A 17,685-nucleotide genomic window follows, 5' to 3' on the forward strand; every position below is an offset into this window, starting at 1 on the left:
GGTCGGTTTTTGTTAGTTAAATGTAATGTTTGCACCAGTTTGTAATTGATTAATGGCATCCCAATTCAGGGTAACTCCGATTCCGGAGCCAGTGGGAACCGGCAAGGATCCGTTCGTGACGGTAAAGGATTCGTTAATCGGTTCTAGCTCAAAATAATGATTGCTATCTGAAATGTCCGCCGGGAAAATTGGTTGCGGGAGTTGTGCCGCTAAGGCTAAATCAACCGCACGGCCAAGGCCACTGCCGAGCATGCCCCCAATCCACGGCAAGTATGGAGTGTTAGTAATGTACTGAATAGCCTGCATGGTCGGCGTAATCCCACCGAGTTTGCTGGGTTTAAGTGTAAAGGCCGCGGCACTTTGCGCGCGCACCGCGTTTTGAATGTCCGTCAACGAATTGATACTTTCGTCCAAGCTAATTTTCAACTGCGGTAGTTGAGCCTGAACGCTAGCATATTCCGCTAAACTGGCGTCATGGAAGGGTTCTTCAATCATACTCAAACCAGCGGCTTCTAATTCTGTTAGGGCAGCAACGGTTTGATTAGAAACAGGCCACGCTGCATTCGGATCAAACGAAATTAACTGATGAGGAAACGCAATTTGGAGCTTTTTAATTAACCGCTGCGCCACCGCTAGATTATCCGTTTTAATTTTTAATCGTTGGTAACCAGCCTGCAACTCTTCGTCAGCTAGCCGAATGGTGCGCTGATCTTTAGCTTGAATCCCTAAAGCCACGCTGACTGGGACCGTGGCAGCGGGTTGACCCAGTAACTGGGCAAGCGGTTGGTGGACTAACTTTCCGTATGCATCCCACAATGCCATTTCCACTCCCGCCCGCGCAAAGGAAGTGAAGCGGGTTAGTTGGCGTTGTAAATCCGTGGGAGTTTGCCAGCTACGCTTGATTAGGGCCGGCAGACCGTCCTGTAATTCGGCTAGGGCAATTGCTTGGGATTGCGGCGCATAACTTGAGTCGGCAAAGGCCTGAACTTCACCATAACCAGTAATTCCATTGCTCATTTTCATTTCGACCAAAAGGAGCGGGCGCTCTGCAGTTGTTCCGTGATTGGTGCGAAACGCCTCCTTTAAACGGATGGTTAAGGGAATTAAGGTAATTTGATTAATTTTCATGGAGTGCCCCCTTCACTGAAATGGTTCAACACTGCTTGATATTGTTGTGGTTGTTCAAAGTGGACGTTATGCCCGGTAGCTGGGAAGATAATTTGAGTCGCCGTCGGCATGGATGCCACCATTTGGCGGCCAATGTTGGTAAATTTATGGTCCAATTCACCAGTAATGATAGTAGTTTTAGGCGTTAATTGCGAAAGATTTGGCCACTGGTTCGGCATGGTTCCGGTCCCAAAGTAGCGCAATGAGTTAGCCATGTTGATAGGCTGATGTGCCATCCGCATGGCGTGCATCCGCTGTTGTTGTGATAATGGAACTACTTGTTGGCTGTGAAACAATGGTAATTGTTCCCAATGATCTACAAAAGCAGCTAACCCAGTCGCTTCAATTTGAGTTGCCCGTGCCGTATCCGCTTGCTGTCGTTCTTGCCGTGCCAGCGGATCTGCCAATCCGGGCGTGCCACTTTCTAGGATTAGATGCTGAATTAACTGGGGTGCCGTTACCGCGAGACAAAGGGCCAAGCGGGCTCCCATTGAATAACCAACGATGTTAACTGGTTGCAAAGCTAACTGGGTAATTAAACTCTGGAGGGATGCTACTTGTTGGTCCGCCTTAAATCCTGCAGCCGGAACCATCAGATCGTGCGCTCCAAACCCATAAAGGGTGACGTAGACGCAGGTTCCTTTCGGATGAATGGCCTGAAAATCACTCTGGTTGCCTAAAAAGCCGTGGAAAAAGAGCCAGTACGGGGCGCCGTTTCCTGTAATGGTAACGTGATAGTCATAGCCAGCAACGTTGATGGTAGTTTGCATTAGGCCAAGCCCTCCGGATATTCTGCCGAGAGGTGCGCACGGTTGGCAGGGACTTCAATGATTCGTAAGCCTTCCCATGGTTCCTGGACTAGCCGTTGGAAAGCCGATACAGTAGTAACCTGGTGGTATTGTGCATTTACGAACGCTGCGGCTGCCTTTAGATTGAGCGCTTGCGGGGTGCCAAAGAGTTGCTCGAAATAAGGCGCTTCGGCCTGTGGTAATAGGGAGAAAATGCCGCCACCATCGTTGTTTACCACCACAATAGTTAGGTGGGCATTAGTTTGGCGGGCTAACTGCAAACCGGTTAGGTCATGGAAGAAAGCCAGGTCACCGGTAACCAGCCAGGTGGACTGCTGATTAGCCATTCCGACCGCACTAGAAATGGTACCGTCAATCCCGTTGGCCCCGCGATTCCCGTGAACCTGCACTGGATGAGCTGGCGCAAAGGCTTGATCAAAATTGCGGACGGTGAGTGAGTTCGCTAAAAAGAGTTGGTGTTCGGGAGTCAAGTGGGAGAGCAGGCGGGGCAATTCCTGAGCGGTAAGCTGTTTCTGGTCAGCAGCAAGCGTCGGTTGGAAGGAGTGTTCCCAGTCGGCGCGGTAGTGCGCCGTTCCCTGGATGTCAGTGGTAGCTAACTGTTGCAAAAAGTCAGTGGCCGACAAGTTGTAACTGGTGTAGGCCCAACGACTGTGATCCTTACCCAGGTAGTCGGCACCAATCTGGATTACCGGAACGTGCTGCTGTTTTAACCATGGCAACAGGCTGGCCGAAACTGGAGTGCCACCGAAGCGGAGGACGATTTCGGGTTGCAACTGTTCCGGTAACTTCAAGAGCTGCTGAACCGGAACCGTGGAAGCGCTCCCTCTGACCGAGCTTAAAACGTCCGCGATGATGGGCGCGTCTAATTGGTCGGCAACTTCTTGTAACAATTGCATTGGCAGCGGGTGATCAGTGGGACCGATGGTAATTAAGCAACGCTTATGCTCCAATCGTTGGGTTAATTGTGCCAGTGAAGCCGCATCCAATTGCGCAGTAATATGACCAAAGTCCTGCTGAACCACAACGGGCCAAGGGGTGCCTAATTCGGGCAACAATGGTTTTCTGAGTGGCAGGTTAATTTGCACGGGACCCCGCGGTGCTAACTTAGTTTGGCGCACCAGTTGTTGGACCTGATAATCAATGTATTCCGTTACGTCTGGCGACTCTTCCTGCACATTAATGGTGAGGGCTTGCTTGACGTTAGTGGTGTACATCCCGGCTTGGGGAATGGTTTGGGGCGCCCCAATTTCCTGCAGTTCCTGGGGCCGATCGGTGGTTAGCACCACTAAGGGCACGTGAAAACTGTGGGCTTCCGCAATCGCGGGCGCGTAGTTAGCGGTGGCGGTCCCGGAAGTGGCTACTAGGGCCACCGGTTGGCGACTGGCCTTTGCTAGGCCTAATGCGAAAAAGCCGGCGGAACGTTCGTCCACTGCGACCGTCAGATTCACGTTTCGTTCGGCGAGGAGGAGTGCCAGCGGGGTGTTACGTGACCCCGGCGAAAGCACAAAGTTCGTTACCCCTTGATTTTCACAGGCACTAATTAAATGTTTAAGGTTATTGGTCATGACGTTCGTCATCGAGTTGCTCCTTTAAAATGTTTTCCATGGCAGTGGTTTTGAGCTGAATTTCGCGTTCTTCGGCAGTTAAGTCAGAAGCGGCCAGGATGCCTGCACCCGCAAAGAGGTTAACGGTATGATCCTTGCTCCACAGAGAGCGGATGCCAATCACGAACTCCCCACTTCCATCAGGCATGACGTATCCAACTGGAGCGGCGAAGAGGCCCCGAGGCTGGCTTTCCACGTTGGCAATGGTCGCCAGCGCCCAGTCAACCGGGAGGCCACCTAACGCGGGAGTTGGGTGTAAGGCCTGTACGATTTGCCAAACGGAAGCCGTCTGCTTAATCGTCCCGGTAATCGGCGTGTACAGGTGTTGAATCTGGGGTGTGGTTAGAATTTCTGGAGCAGCAACAGAATCAAGTTGTGCCCACGGTTGTAGCCGTCGTTCAATTTCCGTCACCACGAGCTGGTGCTCTCGTTGGTTCTTGGCATCCCGTTGTAACTCGTGTGCTAGTTTTTGATCTGCCTTGTCCGTTTGGCCCCGGGCAATGGAACCAGCCACCGCTGCCGTTTCAAGCTGGTTCTGGTTTAATTTCACCAGGCGTTCGGGTGTAGCTGACCCAAAGAGTTCGTCGCCGTGCTTAATGGCGACATGATAGGTCTGAGGCTGTTGCCGGATGAGCGTCTTGATTAATTGACTAGCGGATAATTGTCCGTCTAGGTCGAAGTGTTCCTGCATCCCGAGGACCACTTTCTGTTTCTGCGGATCTGTTTGAAGCGTATGTAAGACCGGTTGCAAGCGCGCTTGCCAATCAGTTTCGGTCGTGTGGTTAAGGATGTGGAGCGGGTGGGTCCGAGGTGATTGTTTATAATCCGGTGCGGGCCGAGTGCCCCATTCTTCCCCAGAGGCTAAGTTAATCACGTAAGCGGGGGCAATCATGATGCCGTTCATAAGGTTGCTGGTGGGTTGGAGTTGTTGGTCAAAGGGCAAGCCACCAAAGACGGGCACGGATTGGTGGGCGTGCCAGGCCGTTAGTTCTGCTAACGTAAAGTGATGCAACGTGCTTGTTTCTCCCAGCCCAATCAATTCCACCTGGTGCTGGGGGTCAGAAAAATAAACGGCAGTGTGATAATTATCAAAATCCGCTAAGAACGCGGTCGTTTGGGAGTTCATGTGCTTCATTCCAATCGTTAAATTCGAGTTTGTTACCATCTTTAAGCTTACCAAAAAACGGGAAGGGAGACACCAACAACACTCGGTTCCATAATCCCGTAAGATTTTTTAAGAAAAAGTTAAATTAGTGGTTGACATTTACGGGGTAGTCAACTAACATAAGGAACAATTAAATAAACGAAGTTGAGGAACTGAGTATTTGCTGAAATTTCTCAGAGAGTCCCTGGATGGTGCAAAGGGATGAAAGGCAGGCAAAGAAGATGGGTTCTGAATCAATCATTGGTGAGCAGGTTACTGTTAGCTAGTGGCGGGGTTGCGACCGATATCTCAGCAAAATTGTTCTAATCGAGACGCGTCAATTGGAGCAGTTTCTGAGGCAAAACCAAGTTGAAAAACTGGTTTTGTGAACTAAGGTGGTACCACGAAAGCATTCGTCCTTGATAACAAGGATGGATGCTTTTTTTGTTTATTTAAAGTTAAATTAAAAAATATGAGGTGAAGGATCATGAAGAAATCAACAAAATGGATCATTGGAATCGTGGTTTTACTGGTAATTGGTGTGATTGGCTGGTTTAGTTTTGCACCGAAGTCATCGACGCAGAACGAAAAGGTCGTGAAGGTCGGCTTGATGAGTGGATCGAAGGCGGACGATGAAATTTGGAAGTCCGTGGCTAAGACGGCGAAGGACAAGTACAAGATTAAGCTGAAGTTCGTGCACTTTACGGATTACACGCAACCCAACACGGCGTTGAGTCAACACGAAGTGGACGTTAACTCCTTCCAACACTATGCCTTCTTGAAAAACTGGAACCAACAACACAAATCTAACATCGTTTCAATTGGAAACACGGTGATTACGCCGATCCGGTTGTACTCCACGCAGTACAAGGATGTGAAGGACATTCCTGATGGTGCCACGATTGCAATTCCCAACGATGCGACGAACGAAAGTCGTTCCTTACTCGTTTTAAAGGAAGCTGGTTTAATCAAACTGGGTGGCAATCCCAACAAATTGCTGACGGTAAAAGATATCAAGTCTAACCCCAAGAACCTAAACATCAAAGAAGTGGACGCTTCGCAAACGGCCCGGACTTTAAACGATGCAGCGGCCGCCGTGGTTAACACGAACTACGCACAAACAGCTCACTTGAGTCCTGACAAGACAATCTTTAAAGAACCTTTGAACAAGCAATCGAAGCCCTGGATTAACCTGATTGCTGCTAACAAGGAACAAAAGGATAACAAGGACTTACAAAAGGTTGTGAAGGCTTTCCAAACTAAGGAAACTGAAAAAGTCATTGAAAAGAACTACAACGGACTAGAAGTTCCAGCTTGGAACCTGAAGTTTAAATAATTTAGATTAGTTCAATGAGCGGGGAGGAGTAATATGCATTTTACAGAATCAGCGGCGGTGCAACGGTTGCCCCAACAATTCTTTGCCACGTTAGTTCAGAAGGTGAACCAAAAAATTGCGACGGGCGCAGATGTGATTAATCTGGGACAAGGGAATCCTGACCAACCGACCCCGGATAACATTGTCAAAGCGATGCAAGTGGCCGTGGCTAAACCAGAAAATCATAAGTACTCTCCCTTTTCCGGGCTCCCGGCCTTAAAGCAGGCGGTGGTTAAGTATTATCACGACCACTATCAAGTGGACGTGGATCCCGAAACGGAAGTTGCCATTTTGGGAGGCTCGAAAACCGGGTTGGTAGAACTGCCACTGGCGGTCATGAATCCCGGCGAAAAACTGCTACTCCCGGACCCCGGTTATCCGGACTATTTATCCGGAACTCGACTGGCGGATGTTGATGTCGAACTAGTTCCCTTGCATGCTAGTAACCATTTTCTGCCGGATTATGATACGATTAGTACAAAAAGTAAGCAAGCAGCGCGGTTGCTTTACTTAAACTATCCCAATAACCCGACGGGAGCGGTGGCAACGGCAGATTTCTTCGCAAAGACGGTTCAGTTTGCCCGGGACAATCAAATTGGCATTGTCCATGACTTTGCCTACGGAGCACTGGGTGATCACCAACAGCCGCTGAGTTTCTTACAAACACCTGGTGCTAAAGAGGTCGGAATCGAATTTTCGACCCTCTCGAAAACGTATAACATGGCCGGGTGGCGGATTGGCTTTGCGGTGGGAAATCCAGATTTGGTAGCTGCCATTAATGCCATTCAAGCGCATCTCTTTGTGAGCGTATTTCCAGCGGTTCAGGAAGCAGCGATTGCCGCTTTGACCGGTCCGCAGGATTCTGTGACAGAGTTGGCCCATTTGTATGAAACCAGACGACATGCGTTTGAAACCGCGGCCGCCGCAATTGGTTGGCAGGCAACTCCGGCCGGTGGTTCCTTTTATTCTTGGATGCCAGTGCCAGCGGGGTACACGTCCGAATCGTTTACCGACTTGTTGTTAGACAAAGTTGCGGTGGCGGTTGCTCCTGGCAAGGGTTTTGGTTCCGAAGGGGATCAATACGTTCGGATCGGCTTGCTTACGAGTCCCGAACGGCTCCAGGAAGCCTGTCACCGGATTGGGAAACTACATTTATTTACACCGCACCACGCAGAAGGAGGAATTTCCGATGACGGAAACCAGCGTTAAATTTGAAAATGTCTCGGTTGATTTTACCCAAGACAAACAAACCATTCACGCCGTTTCGGACGTGAGCTTTAGCATTCCGGCCGGACAAATCTTTGGGATTGCCGGTTACTCTGGGGCCGGAAAATCGACCCTAGTACGGACGATTAACTTATTACAAAAGCCAACGAACGGAACCGTTTCGGTGCTTGGCGAACAGTTCTTTTCCAAGGATGATCACGAAGAAAAAGTGATTAGTACCGGCGAATTACGGAAAGAACGGCGCAAAATTGGCATGATTTTCCAGCATTACAACCTCTTAAATCAAAAGACGGTGCTTGAAAACGTGGCCTTTGCGCTTAAACACAGTGGCCTAAAAGACAAAGAAGTTCAAAAGAAAGCCAAGGATTTACTGGCAGACGTGGGTCTTTCCGATTACGCCAAGCATTATCCTGGTCAACTCTCCGGGGGGCAACAACAACGGGTGGCGATTGCCCGGGCGTTAGCCAACGATCCTGAAATTTTGATTTCTGACGAAGCAACCTCTGCCTTGGACCCTGAAAACACCAACCAAATTTTGGACTTACTGCAGGAATTAAACCAAAAACGGGGATTAACCGTCATCTTGATTACCCACGAAATGGACGCCATTAAGCGGATTTGTGACCAAGTGGTAATCATGGACCAAGGAAAAGTGATTGAAAGCGGTAGCTTAATCGATGTTTTCGTGGAATCCACGAACCCAGTGGCCCGCAAGATTGTCGGAAACGACTTCGATGCCTTGTCCATTCTGCAATCCATGAATATCGATGCGCAGAAACGGAACCTAGTTAAGTTGGTGTACTTCTCTCAAGAAATTTCACAACCAATCATCGTGGACCTGTACTCCAAGTACCAAGTTTCCGCTAGCATCGTGTATGCTGATATCGAAGAATTTAAGGGACAACCAGTTGGAATCATGATTGTGGATCTGAGTGGATCCGACCAACAAATTAAGGATGCCTTAGATTACCTGAAGAATTTAGACGTGCAAGTGACTGAATTGAGAGGTGTAACGCAATGAAAGAATGGTTTATTACAAACTTCCCCAACGTAGTGCAACAGGGGTGGACCGGGGAAACCGGTTGGTGGACGTCCATCGTGCAAACCCTCTACATGACGTTCTGGTCCGCCATCTTTGGGGGCATCGCCGGCTTAATCTTTGGGATTGCCCTGGTGCTGTTTGATTCGGATGGGATTATGCCGAACAAGATTATTTTTAACATCGTGGACAAAGTGGTTTCGTTATTCCGGGCCATTCCGTTCATCATCTTGCTGGCCTTCATTGCGCCGGTAACGCAAAAAATTGTGGGAACTCAAATCGGAACGACGGCGGCCTTGGTGCCGTTGTCAGTCGGAGTCTTTCCGTTCTACGCTCGTCAGGTGCAAGTGGCCTTGCAGAGTGTGAACCAAGGAACGATTGAATCTGCTCAATCACTGGGTTCCAGTAACTGGGACATTATTTCGGGAGTTTACCTGAGTGAAGCCTTTCCGGAATTAATTCGGGTTTCGACGGTAACGCTGATTAGTTTGGTCGGATTAACTGCCATGGCTGGTGCCATTGGGGCCGGTGGTTTAGGTAACATGGCCATCTCCTATGGTTATAACCGGTTCGCCAACGATACGACGTTGGTCGCTACGATTTTAGTGGTGATTATGGTGCTGATCATTCAAGTCGTCGGAGACGTGTGGGCTCGTTGGGTTGATCACAGTTCCAAAGCCTAATTAAATAGCTTAATAATGTAAAATAACTTCATCAAAATTTGGTGAAGTTATTTTTTTGCCTTCATTATCATTATCATTGACTAGTCGCTTATACATGTTATTATTTTCATATGAAAGGATGATAATATGAATTGGTGGCTGTTAACGTTGACCTTTATCGCGGTTAACTTAGATTTCTTTGTTTTACTGCTGTTCTTTTTAAAGCGGTTCTCGCTTCGTGCAGTGCTAACCGGCTATTGGTTGGGAATGCTCAGCTTATTAGTGTTGAGTTACGTTCTCGGACAAACATTGGAGCACTGGCTCCCAGAGTGGCTATTGGGCGGACTAGGGTTTCTACCGATTTACCTGGCCATCCGAGGTGATGAGGATGAGGACGCGGAACCCGAGCAGCGCCATTCCGCGGTAATCACGGTGCTCTTAACCTACTTAACCGTGTGTGCCGGTTGTAACCTGTCGGTGTTCATTCCTGTTTTACTGGGACAATCCCTGGTCGCGTTTTTAGAAACGGTAGCTTATTTAACGGTGCTAACCGTGCTAGTCATCGTATTCTTAAAACGGATTAGTCAGCTAGCGGTGGTTAACCAGATCTTAGAGCGATATGGAGACCGGTTGATGCGGTTCAGTTATCTGGTGATTGGATTGTACGTGCTCTTTGATAGTGGCTTCATTACGCATATAATGGGATTAATCAAACTGTTGTAGGTGAGGTGAAGCACGATGAACGAACAAGACCTAGCGGAAGCCAGCCAGATTTTTAAGTTACTCGGGAACGTGGTACGGCTCCGGATTTTACTGTTGTTAGAAAACAATCCGTTGGACGTGTCGACAATTGTGGAACGGCTGAACTTAACCCAGCCGAACGTGTCGCACCAGCTGGCGTTATTGAAACAACATCAACTGGTGACGGCGCAGCGGACCGGAAAACGGATTCTGTACAGTCTCAACGATCCGCACGTCCTCACAATGGTGGAAATGGCTTACCAACACAGTGACCACGTGGTGAAGCACCAAGAACATCCGTATTTTCGCGCATAAAAAAACTTCTAACGCAATGGTTAGAAGCTTTTTTAGTTAGCGTTTAAACATCATCGGATTAGCGCCATTAGCAATTTTAATCTTGGCGGTTCCGAGGGCCACGATGGTTAACAAATTCCCGCTAATGAAACCAAACAGGAAGGTTAACCAGCTCAGCGGAGCAGCGTTAAGAACCAGCAGTAAAATCGTTACGAAGATGATGATGGCCACCATTACGTTGATGATTTTTCTGGTTTTGCTGATGACCGGCATAGAGGTTGAGAGTTGCTCAATCTGAGGATTAGCGTCGTTGATGACGTTTGATCCGGAACCCTGCAGGAGGTGGAGCAATGATTTGATGTCGGTAAAGGCGTAGTTAAAGATGGCAACTCCGCCGACAATTAAACCTAAGAGCAGTCCCAGGAGCAGGATGAAAAAGCTACTAAAGGCGTTGAAGTAAATTGCCAATCCCAAACCCACAAGGATTAACAGTAGCGCCGGAGCGAGAAAAACCCACTTGAGTCGTTGGATGTTACGACGAATCGTGGTCCACTTTTGCAGATAATTTTGTAATTTAAACATTAATTCTGGATTCATTTAATAACCTCACTTTGTAGTGTCATATCGGTAATTTACCACAAACGAGCGTTAGAAACAAAAGAGAAGGGGCTCATTCCCCTTTAAATCTGTCTAAACAAAAATCCCACACTGCTAAAATCAGTGCGGGGTTTAAATCATTAATTACCGTAAGTTTGCATCAATGGCCTTGTATTCTTCATCCGTTAGCTCAATGTTAAGCGCCTTAGCGTTACTTAAAGCCTGGTCAGGGTGTTTAGCCCCTGGAATCACAACGGAAATGTTGGGGTTCTTAATGTACCAAGCTAACACTAATTGGGCGATGGTAGCGTCATGCGCTTTTGCCATTGGCCGTAAGGTTTCGACTGCTTTAATGATTTGGGAGAAGCGCGGTTCTTGGAAGTTCGGGTCGTCGTGACGAATGTCGTCTTCCGCAAAGGTTGTCTTTTCACTGTACTTACCGGTCAACAAACCAGAAGCCAGGGGGAAGAATGGGACAAAGGAGATTTGGTTTTCTTGCAAGTAAGCAAACCGTTCCTGTTCAGCATCACGGGCGAAGGGGTTGTATTGTTCTTCGTCCACGTCCACGTAGCCATCGCGGTTAGCTTCTCGAAGTTGATCCATGGAAAGGTTAGAAACGCCAATCGCCTTAATCTTGCCGGCTTCCTTTAGCTCTTGTAAGGCGGCCACTGATTCGTACAACGGCGTCTTACCATCGGGGAAGTGAATGTAAAAGATGTCTAGGTAGTCAGTTTGTAGACGCTTTAAACTTTCTGCAACGGCTTGTTTTAGATGTTCTGGAGAGTCATCAACTACCATGTCACCTTGATCGGTTACTTTTTGCCCACCCTTGGTAGCAATTTGAATCTTGCTACGGTCGTAGTCCTTGATTGCTTGACCGATTAATTCTTCGGAACGGCCCAGTCCATAGGCATAGGCCGTGTCTAACAATGTAATCCCGTTATCGAGGGCCGTTTTAACGATTTTAATCCCCGTTTCATCGTGCAGATGGGGGAAGAGGTTGTGACCACCGACGGCGTTGGTTCCTAAGCCTAATGGGGTGGTAGTTACGTCTGATTTTCCAATTTTAACTGTTTGCATAAATTTACTCCTTTGACTGTAAAACTGATTGAATCGCAGGTTGGTGATGGAGGTAATCCAGCAGCACGACGGCCTGGTTATGCTGCTGGTCCTTGGCACCGTATAGCAGAATCACGTTGCTAGTTTCTAACTGTGCTGCCACCTTCGTTACGAAAGCAGCGGTTGCTGGATTGTGGTCCAGTTCCTGACGGTAGCGTTGTTGAAATTCGGGGAACCGTTCCGGAATGTGGTTAAACCACTGACGCAGTTCCGTTGTCGGGGCAATTTCTTTAGCCCACTCATCTAGGGCCGCGTTGACCTTGGAAATCCCCCGGGGCCAGCGACGGTCGACTAAGATCCGGTAACCGTCGTGATCTACGGGTTTAGTGTAAATTCGCTCAATCGTTAGCTGCATGGAGCTTCCTCCTCACCGTCAGCTTGTTTTTACAGGTGGTGTTTCGTTTCTGATTCAATGGTTGGGAACAACGTGATGAAGTCATTCATCTTTTCTGGATCAATGTGGTATTCGATGAATGGCAGAACGCTTCCGATGGAGTTGTCAGCTTCGGAACTAATTTCCGTCATTCCGACGAGGTAACCTTCTTTATCAAAGACCGTGATCGTCTTTCCTTGGTTAGCCCGCATGGCCAGCCGGAACCAGTCTTCGCTCAAATCAACTTCCTTAACGTCGTATTGATCTGGGTGAGCCTTAGCTTCGTCTGGAGTAACTCCAACTTGGGCAATCCGTGGGGAAGCAAAGACGGCACTTGGAACGGCTGGGTAGTTAATCGGATCCGTGGTTTTACCGGTAAAGAGCTTCGTCAGGTAGAGACCTTCGTAAATGGCAGTTGGAGTTAAACGACCCACTTCCTTGTCCAGCACGTCTCCAGAAGCGTAGATGCTGTCGACGGAGGTTTGTAAGTGATCGTTAACCTCAATTCCCTTGTGAGGATCGTATTCCACGCCGACTTCGTCCAAACCGATGCCTTCGACGTTTGGTAAACGACCGGTAGCATCTAAGATCCAGTCACTAGCGACGTTGCCTTGGTCAGTTTCAACTTCGTAACCATCGGCTTGTTGAGTAACGGCACTAGGAGTCACGTTCTTCATAATCGTAACTCCCTTAGCTTCCAAGTCTTTCAGTAATTCTTCCACAAATGGTTGGTAGAATTGCTTCAAAGCTTGTTCGTGGTGCAACATTAACGTTACCTTCGTTCCAGCCGTCGCAGCAATTGTTGCGAATTCAATCGCAATGTAACCACCACCGATGATGGTAAGCCGGTCTGGTTGTTCTGCTAAGTTTAAGAAGTCAGTTCCGTTGTGTAAGTATTCCTTACCTGGAATGTCTAACTGGTGGTAGTGAGCTCCGGTGGCAATCACAATCTTGTCAGCGGTGTAGTTTTGCCCGTTAACTGCAATCGTGTGTTCATCCACCAAGGTTCCCTTACCGTGGATTAATTCAATTCCAAGGCTTTCAAGACCAGAACCAATGGCGTTGGGAAGGGCGTCAATCACTTCATGTTCGTGTTCGTAGTTGGCCTTCCAGTCAATCTTGGTCGTTCCAGTTAATCCGTGACCTTGCATTTGGTCCACTTCGTTTTTAACCTTAACCGGCATGTCGAGGGAAATCTTGGCGTTACAACCCCGGTTTGGGCAGGTTCCCCCAATTTTATCTGCTTCAATCATCCCGAGCTTAAAACCAGCTTGGGCCAGTGGCATGGCACCGTTAAAAGCACCGTGTCCACTTCCTAAGTAAAGCACGTCAAATTGATATTTTTGTTCTGCCATTGTTACTCTCCTTTTTTAACAGTAAACTGTACTTGTGATGCTAAACTTAAAATAGCAAAAAAACCGCGGTATCGCAATTAAACCGCCTTTGAGTTAGTTATTTTAAAATTAAATTGTTCTACAGAAAGAAGGTTACCAGATGGAACGATATCGAACCAAATCAGCGGTATTTGCGTTGCTGTTGCGACATCATCAGGAAGAAGTTTTACTTCAACAACGGTTTCAAACCGGAATTGGCGATGGCCACTATGATTTAGCGGCGGGTGGTCACGTGGAAGCGCAGGAATCGATGAAACAAGCACTGGTGCGGGAACTGCACGAGGAACTGGGTTTAACGGTCCAGCCAGCGGATCTGGAGTTTGCAACCTTGATTCACGCCAACTATGGGAATGACACGGTGTATTACTGTGGTTACTTCGTGGTTAAGGATTACCAGGGGACACCCTGGATTGCGGAGCCGGACCAGGCGTCCCAGCTCGACTGGTATTCTGTCCATGATTTACCTCAGGATTTACTTTGGGATCGTCGACGGGCGCTGGAAAATTACCAACGGGGCATCCCGTACGACGAAGTGGGTTGGCACAACTAAAAAAGAACTGCTTTCGGCGATAACGTGAAAGCAGTCCTTTTTTAGTTAATGAGTGATTATTGTGCGGTTAAAACTTCCGCACTGCGTTCGACCATGTCCTGGTAGATTCGTTGGACGTCCCGGTCGGTTCCACGCAGTTCAAAGTCCGCTAGAAACGGAACTTGGAACATCCGCGAGTAACGCTTAGCCGTTAAGCAGTATTGAGCGTTGAAGTTCTTGTTCCCACTCCCAAAGACGCCTAAACAAAGCTTGGCGTTGTCCTTGTAACCAACGTATTCGCCGAGGGTGGTGGTTAATAGTTCGGTGACCCCACTGCCAATGCCGTCGCCACCGTCCAGATAGGTGGGCACGGTTACGAAGAAGGGCTTGGTTTCCTGGGCAAAGTCCGTTTGATCGCTAATTTCCACGCCCTCAACTAGCGGATGAGCAGGATCCTGCTGGTGCATGGTTTGCGCGTACGCGGTGAGGTTATTGACGAAGTTGCGCGTGTTGCCTTCGATTGAAATAAATAAGATTCGCATTGGTTCCATGATGATGCCTCCGTTATGCATGTTTCCGTTTGAAAATGAGCCAAGTAATTAGACTGATTCCGAGTACTAGGATACCACTAATCATCGTCAGGATGCTGCCGATTAAAAGACCAGGAGTGTGGTACTGCAGAGTGACACGGTGCTTGCCCGCTGGAATAATGCCACCGACAAAGCCGTCGTTGACCCGTTTAGTTGTCACGGGTCGATTGTCGACGTGTAACTGCCAACCAGTTGAGTATGGAATCGACGTGGTTAAGACCGTCGTCCGCGGTTGGTTATTAATCCCGGTGATCTGATTAGAAGTTTGCTGAATGTGACGTAACCGTTGTTTTTGTAACTGACGAATCTGCCGAGTGTAGTTTTGTTTCATTGGAACCGCAATCACGCGCGCCCGTTTGAAGTTAATTTGATCAACACCCTGATAGGTCAACGTAATTTTGGAACGAACCTTACTCGAGTAACCAAGGTTTAACAGGGCGGAGTGCTTAGGCACGTAGTTTGAGAGTTCGTCCGTTCCCAGCTGGGTAACGGCGTTGCTCATTCCCTTGGTTTTCGCAATTAATTTGAAACTACCGTTGTTAGCCGTTTGCAGGTTTTTACGCCATTCGTTGAGGCGGTTCATGCCCGTCAACGGCTGATTTCTGACTAAGGCCAGGTTCTTTTCGACCTGGTTTTGTTCCGTAGCACTCGGACCACTGGCTTGAATTCCCTCTAACTCAAGGTACAGCTCCGTTTGTTTCGTGGTTTGTGGTCGCTTAATTTTGATGGTGACGGGCTGATGTTTACCCCAGACGTCCGTTTTCAACTCGTGTAAGCCCTGCCGGTTTTGTTGCTGTAACGCAGTTTGGCGTTGTTGGTTGGCAGTTAAAACCCGGTCCAACTGCTGTTTGGTAGGATGGTGCACGCTAAAAGTGGCATCCGGTTTGGCCCACTCGGACTCGGCCAGTTGCTTGGGCGTGGTAATCCAGTCTTCTTGGTCGAAGTGCGTCGTGTAGGAAAGTGACTTAGCTGTTGGGCGCAGTTTTGCCGGTTTAATTTTCGCCGAGTCAACGACAGTCCCAGCCAGGAGGGCCTGTTCCTTTTCAACTGGATTCAAGCGGTTCCAAGTTGCCGGAGCAATAGCACGAGTTTGATTGTACATCAGGGGCAGCGCGTTCCGGTTCTCAGCTAAGACTGTCCCTTGTTGTTGGTCGGGCGGGAGCATTGGATTCTGCTGGGCAAAGAGCAGGGGTTCGCGTTTGTGATCCCGCACGATCTGGAAACCCGCCGGTAAGCTATGGTGCGCTTTTTCTGAACGGATAAAGAGATACTTAACCCCCATTAAGGCTGATAAGGTCGAACGGTAGTCGTTTTGGGCGACCGGGTCATTCGGGGTGAACTGGTTATTGCGAACGGCGCGTTCTAAATTACCCACGTAGCCATTTTCCACGGTCAGGTAGGACGCAATGTCGTGGGTATCCAGATTCATGGGCGCATTTGAACTAGCGTTGAAGTAATCGGTGTTTAAAGAATTATTCCGGTCATCTGGGAAATAGTGATACCGGGGACCAATGCTAGTGCGGTAGTTACCCAGGCGCTGCTTTACGTAGTTGTTAGCGCCGTCGTAGTAGTGCTGGGTGTAGGTAGCTGCGTTCGTGGTTGCTAACATTCCCTTGGTAAAGCCACTGTTGTTAGGACTGTAGTAGCCCAGCCCCAGCGCCATTAGGTTAACGGTGACAATTCCGAGGACACTTAGGTAAATGGTCCGGGGACGCCAGTGGTAGTCCTTAGCGAGCCAGAAGAGCGCCAGTAAAGTAAGCAACAGCAGGTATTCCACCACATCGTGACGTTGCAGGCGGAGTAAGAAACCCCGGCTCCCCCACAGTAAGAAGAGCAGGATGACCGTGCTGATTCCCATGGTGAGCAAATCCCGTCGGGTTAACCGGGTCAGGTGATCGGCAAAGATGGCCGTTGCTAAGCCCAGCGGCAATAAGGCGAGGGCCAACCAGCGATTGGAAGGCGAGGCCAAGGCGTTAAAGGTAGCGCTGACAGCGGGAAATAGGATTCCGATTCCGACTAATATCAGGGCCATGGTGACATAACGATAACGTTTAAAGTGCGCAAAGACGTAGACCACGGCGTAGAAACTGATTCCGCTCATGCCGATGATTAGCCAGAAGGAGAAGGGACCTCCGAGCCCGAGGATTTTACTAGGTAAGTTGAGGTAGTAGTTCGGAGGATAGAACCAGTAGCCGTTCGCAAAGGCGCCCGTCAGTCGGGTTGACTGAAAGGCATACAGCATGGTGGGAATGAACAGTACCGCGGCAGCTAAAATGCCAAGCACGACTGTTCCCGTCAGTTGTAATAAGGAACGGAACCATTTAAATCCAGGGGTTTTGCGTAACATCAAGAAACGGATCCCGACGTACACCAGGCAGCCCAATCCCAACATGTAGGCAAAGTAAAAGTTGCTTAAAAAGGTAATTAGGACTGCTAAAAAGAGCGGGAACCACGAGCGTTGCTGTAATATTCGTTCAATTCCAGCTGCTAACAGTGGAAAGAAAATTAAGGGTAACAGAAAGAAAGCATGGTGCATGCCCGCGTAGAGTGCGAAACTCGAGAAAGTGTAGGTTAGGGTACTGATGAGCCGACTAACTTTGCGGAACCGGAAGCAATTCAGGTAGAACAGAAAGGCAAGCCCGGCACAGTACAGCCGTAAGAGCACTAGCACGCTGTAGCCTAGTTCAATTTGATTTTTGGGAAAGAAGACGATTAAGTAGTTAAACAGATCGCCGACGACGTAGTAGGAAAAACTGGTTAGTTGATCCGCTCCGAGGCCAATGTTAAAGGACCAGTGAGTTAAACCCTGGCTCGGATGGGTAAGAAAGTGCGTCAACAAGTTCCGAAAGTTTACTAAAATCGGATAGTGTTGGGCAATGCCGTCAAGACTCCAGATTAATGAACGGTTGGTGAGGTGAAACGTCCACCAGTAGACCGCGATGATGACGGCAAAGAAAAACGTATAACTCACCCACACGGGGATTTTTCGCAGCTTTTCCATCTCAAATGAACTCCTTGTCA

The 17,685-nt window shown here is 48.7% G+C and carries 17 protein-coding genes and 1 other annotated feature; of the genes, 7 read left to right on the plus strand and 10 right to left on the minus strand.

The genetic code is table 11. The features are described from left to right. Positions 1-12 precede the first annotated feature (12 nt). From M3M37_RS06720 to M3M37_RS06735, 4 genes are read right to left on the minus strand one after another with little or no spacing between them, the layout of a single operon-like run. A complete protein-coding gene (locus M3M37_RS06720; protein WP_252795038.1) occupies positions 13-1,128 on the minus strand; it encodes an enolase C-terminal domain-like protein in 1,116 nt (371 codons plus the stop codon). Continuing rightward, positions 1,125-1,937, minus strand: a complete 813-nt coding sequence (gene menH / locus M3M37_RS06725; RefSeq protein ID WP_252795039.1) for a 2-succinyl-6-hydroxy-2,4-cyclohexadiene-1-carboxylate synthase — start codon at positions 1,935-1,937, stop codon at positions 1,125-1,127. The genes M3M37_RS06720 and menH overlap by 4 nt, the downstream gene beginning before the upstream one ends. Continuing rightward, entirely contained in the window at positions 1,937-3,553 is a 1,617-nt protein-coding gene (menD, locus tag M3M37_RS06730) for a 2-succinyl-5-enolpyruvyl-6-hydroxy-3-cyclohexene-1-carboxylic-acid synthase (RefSeq protein ID WP_252795040.1), read from the minus strand. The genes menH and menD overlap by 1 nt, the downstream gene beginning before the upstream one ends. Then, a complete protein-coding gene (locus M3M37_RS06735; RefSeq protein ID WP_252795041.1) occupies positions 3,531-4,745 on the minus strand; it encodes an isochorismate synthase in 1,215 nt (404 codons plus the stop codon). The genes menD and M3M37_RS06735 overlap by 23 nt, the downstream gene beginning before the upstream one ends. A gap of 134 nt (positions 4,746-4,879) precedes the next feature. Beyond that, positions 4,880-5,148: a binding site (T-box leader), on the plus strand. Between the two features lie 63 nt (positions 5,149-5,211). Between M3M37_RS06735 and M3M37_RS06740 the strand changes: the two genes are divergently transcribed. The 6 genes from M3M37_RS06740 (at position 5,212) to M3M37_RS06765 (ending at position 10,083) form a co-directional block, all read left to right on the plus strand. Further along, on the plus strand, positions 5,212-6,060 hold the full coding sequence (locus M3M37_RS06740) for a MetQ/NlpA family ABC transporter substrate-binding protein (RefSeq protein WP_252795042.1): 849 nt from the start codon (positions 5,212-5,214) through the stop codon (positions 6,058-6,060). 33 nt (positions 6,061-6,093) lie between these two features. After that, positions 6,094-7,308, plus strand: a complete 1,215-nt coding sequence (locus M3M37_RS06745) for a pyridoxal phosphate-dependent aminotransferase (protein ID WP_252795043.1) — start codon at positions 6,094-6,096, stop codon at positions 7,306-7,308. Beyond that, positions 7,289-8,347, plus strand: coding sequence for a methionine ABC transporter ATP-binding protein (locus tag M3M37_RS06750; protein ID WP_252795044.1), 1,059 nt, complete (start codon positions 7,289-7,291; stop codon positions 8,345-8,347). Before M3M37_RS06745 ends, M3M37_RS06750 begins: the two co-directional genes overlap by 20 nt. Next, positions 8,344-9,048, plus strand: a complete 705-nt coding sequence (locus tag M3M37_RS06755) for a methionine ABC transporter permease (RefSeq protein ID WP_252795045.1) — start codon at positions 8,344-8,346, stop codon at positions 9,046-9,048. The genes M3M37_RS06750 and M3M37_RS06755 overlap by 4 nt, the downstream gene beginning before the upstream one ends. 126 nt (positions 9,049-9,174) lie before the next feature. Then, positions 9,175-9,750 (plus strand): cadmium resistance transporter, encoded by a 576-nt coding sequence (locus M3M37_RS06760; protein ID WP_252795046.1) that lies wholly within the window; start codon positions 9,175-9,177, stop codon positions 9,748-9,750. 15 nt (positions 9,751-9,765) lie between these two features. Next, positions 9,766-10,083 (plus strand): ArsR/SmtB family transcription factor, encoded by a 318-nt coding sequence (locus M3M37_RS06765; protein WP_252766622.1) that lies wholly within the window; start codon positions 9,766-9,768, stop codon positions 10,081-10,083. Positions 10,084-10,119: 36 nt separating this feature from the next. Here the strand turns inward: M3M37_RS06765 and M3M37_RS06770 are convergent, their stop codons facing one another. From M3M37_RS06770 to M3M37_RS06785, 4 genes are all read right to left on the minus strand, one after another. After that, the gene (locus tag M3M37_RS06770) at positions 10,120-10,659 is read right to left on the minus strand and encodes a hypothetical protein (RefSeq protein WP_252795047.1); all 540 of its coding nucleotides are present in this window, start codon (positions 10,657-10,659) and stop codon (positions 10,120-10,122) included. Positions 10,660-10,803: 144 nt separating this feature from the next. After that, positions 10,804-11,739 carry an aldo/keto reductase gene (locus M3M37_RS06775; protein WP_252795048.1) on the minus strand — a complete coding sequence of 312 codons (936 nt, stop codon included), beginning with the start codon at positions 11,737-11,739 and terminating at the stop codon, positions 10,804-10,806. Positions 11,740-11,743: 4 nt separating this feature from the next. Next, positions 11,744-12,133, minus strand: a complete 390-nt coding sequence (locus M3M37_RS06780) for a DUF488 domain-containing protein (RefSeq protein ID WP_252795049.1) — start codon at positions 12,131-12,133, stop codon at positions 11,744-11,746. Between the two features lie 29 nt (positions 12,134-12,162). Then, positions 12,163-13,506 (minus strand): dihydrolipoyl dehydrogenase family protein, encoded by a 1,344-nt coding sequence (locus M3M37_RS06785; protein WP_252795050.1) that lies wholly within the window; start codon positions 13,504-13,506, stop codon positions 12,163-12,165. Positions 13,507-13,645: 139 nt separating this feature from the next. On the opposite strand from M3M37_RS06785, the gene M3M37_RS06790 reads away from it, so the two are divergent. Continuing rightward, positions 13,646-14,095 (plus strand): NUDIX domain-containing protein, encoded by a 450-nt coding sequence (locus M3M37_RS06790; RefSeq protein WP_252795051.1) that lies wholly within the window; start codon positions 13,646-13,648, stop codon positions 14,093-14,095. Positions 14,096-14,151: 56 nt separating this feature from the next. Here the strand turns inward: M3M37_RS06790 and nrdI are convergent, their stop codons facing one another. Then, positions 14,152-14,625 (minus strand): class Ib ribonucleoside-diphosphate reductase assembly flavoprotein NrdI, encoded by a 474-nt coding sequence (nrdI, locus tag M3M37_RS06795; RefSeq protein WP_252795052.1) that lies wholly within the window; start codon positions 14,623-14,625, stop codon positions 14,152-14,154. Positions 14,626-14,638: 13 nt separating this feature from the next. Continuing rightward, positions 14,639-17,665: a YfhO family protein gene (locus M3M37_RS06800; protein ID WP_252795053.1), complete on the minus strand. Its 3,027-nt coding sequence runs from the start codon at positions 17,663-17,665 to the stop codon at positions 14,639-14,641. Positions 17,666-17,685: the final 20 nt, after the last annotated feature.

It is taken from the genome of Fructilactobacillus carniphilus (assembly GCF_024029675.1).
Taxonomy (GTDB): Bacteria; Bacillota; Bacilli; order Lactobacillales; family Lactobacillaceae; genus Fructilactobacillus; species Fructilactobacillus carniphilus.

Excerpts from the sequence above, each read along its gene's own strand:
- M3M37_RS06720 (WP_252795038.1), bottom strand. The coding sequence starts at position 1,128 with ATGAAAATTAATCAAATTACCTTAATTCCCTTAACCATCCGTTTAAAG.
- menH (WP_252795039.1), bottom strand. The coding sequence starts at position 1,937 with ATGCAAACTACCATCAACGTTGCTGGCTATGACTATCACGTTACCATT.
- menD (WP_252795040.1), bottom strand. The coding sequence starts at position 3,553 with ATGACGAACGTCATGACCAATAACCTTAAACATTTAATTAGTGCCTGT.
- M3M37_RS06735 (WP_252795041.1), bottom strand. The coding sequence starts at position 4,745 with ATGGTAACAAACTCGAATTTAACGATTGGAATGAAGCACATGAACTCC.
- M3M37_RS06740 (WP_252795042.1), top strand. The coding sequence starts at position 5,212 with ATGAAGAAATCAACAAAATGGATCATTGGAATCGTGGTTTTACTGGTA.
- M3M37_RS06745 (WP_252795043.1), top strand. The coding sequence starts at position 6,094 with ATGCATTTTACAGAATCAGCGGCGGTGCAACGGTTGCCCCAACAATTC.
- M3M37_RS06750 (WP_252795044.1), top strand. The coding sequence starts at position 7,289 with ATGACGGAAACCAGCGTTAAATTTGAAAATGTCTCGGTTGATTTTACC.
- M3M37_RS06755 (WP_252795045.1), top strand. The coding sequence starts at position 8,344 with ATGAAAGAATGGTTTATTACAAACTTCCCCAACGTAGTGCAACAGGGG.
- M3M37_RS06760 (WP_252795046.1), top strand. The coding sequence starts at position 9,175 with ATGAATTGGTGGCTGTTAACGTTGACCTTTATCGCGGTTAACTTAGAT.
- M3M37_RS06765 (WP_252766622.1), top strand. The coding sequence starts at position 9,766 with ATGAACGAACAAGACCTAGCGGAAGCCAGCCAGATTTTTAAGTTACTC.
- M3M37_RS06770 (WP_252795047.1), bottom strand. The coding sequence starts at position 10,659 with ATGAATCCAGAATTAATGTTTAAATTACAAAATTATCTGCAAAAGTGG.
- M3M37_RS06775 (WP_252795048.1), bottom strand. The coding sequence starts at position 11,739 with ATGCAAACAGTTAAAATTGGAAAATCAGACGTAACTACCACCCCATTA.
- M3M37_RS06780 (WP_252795049.1), bottom strand. The coding sequence starts at position 12,133 with ATGCAGCTAACGATTGAGCGAATTTACACTAAACCCGTAGATCACGAC.
- M3M37_RS06785 (WP_252795050.1), bottom strand. The coding sequence starts at position 13,506 with ATGGCAGAACAAAAATATCAATTTGACGTGCTTTACTTAGGAAGTGGA.
- M3M37_RS06790 (WP_252795051.1), top strand. The coding sequence starts at position 13,646 with ATGGAACGATATCGAACCAAATCAGCGGTATTTGCGTTGCTGTTGCGA.
- nrdI (WP_252795052.1), bottom strand. The coding sequence starts at position 14,625 with ATGGAACCAATGCGAATCTTATTTATTTCAATCGAAGGCAACACGCGC.
- M3M37_RS06800 (WP_252795053.1), bottom strand. The coding sequence starts at position 17,665 with ATGGAAAAGCTGCGAAAAATCCCCGTGTGGGTGAGTTATACGTTTTTC.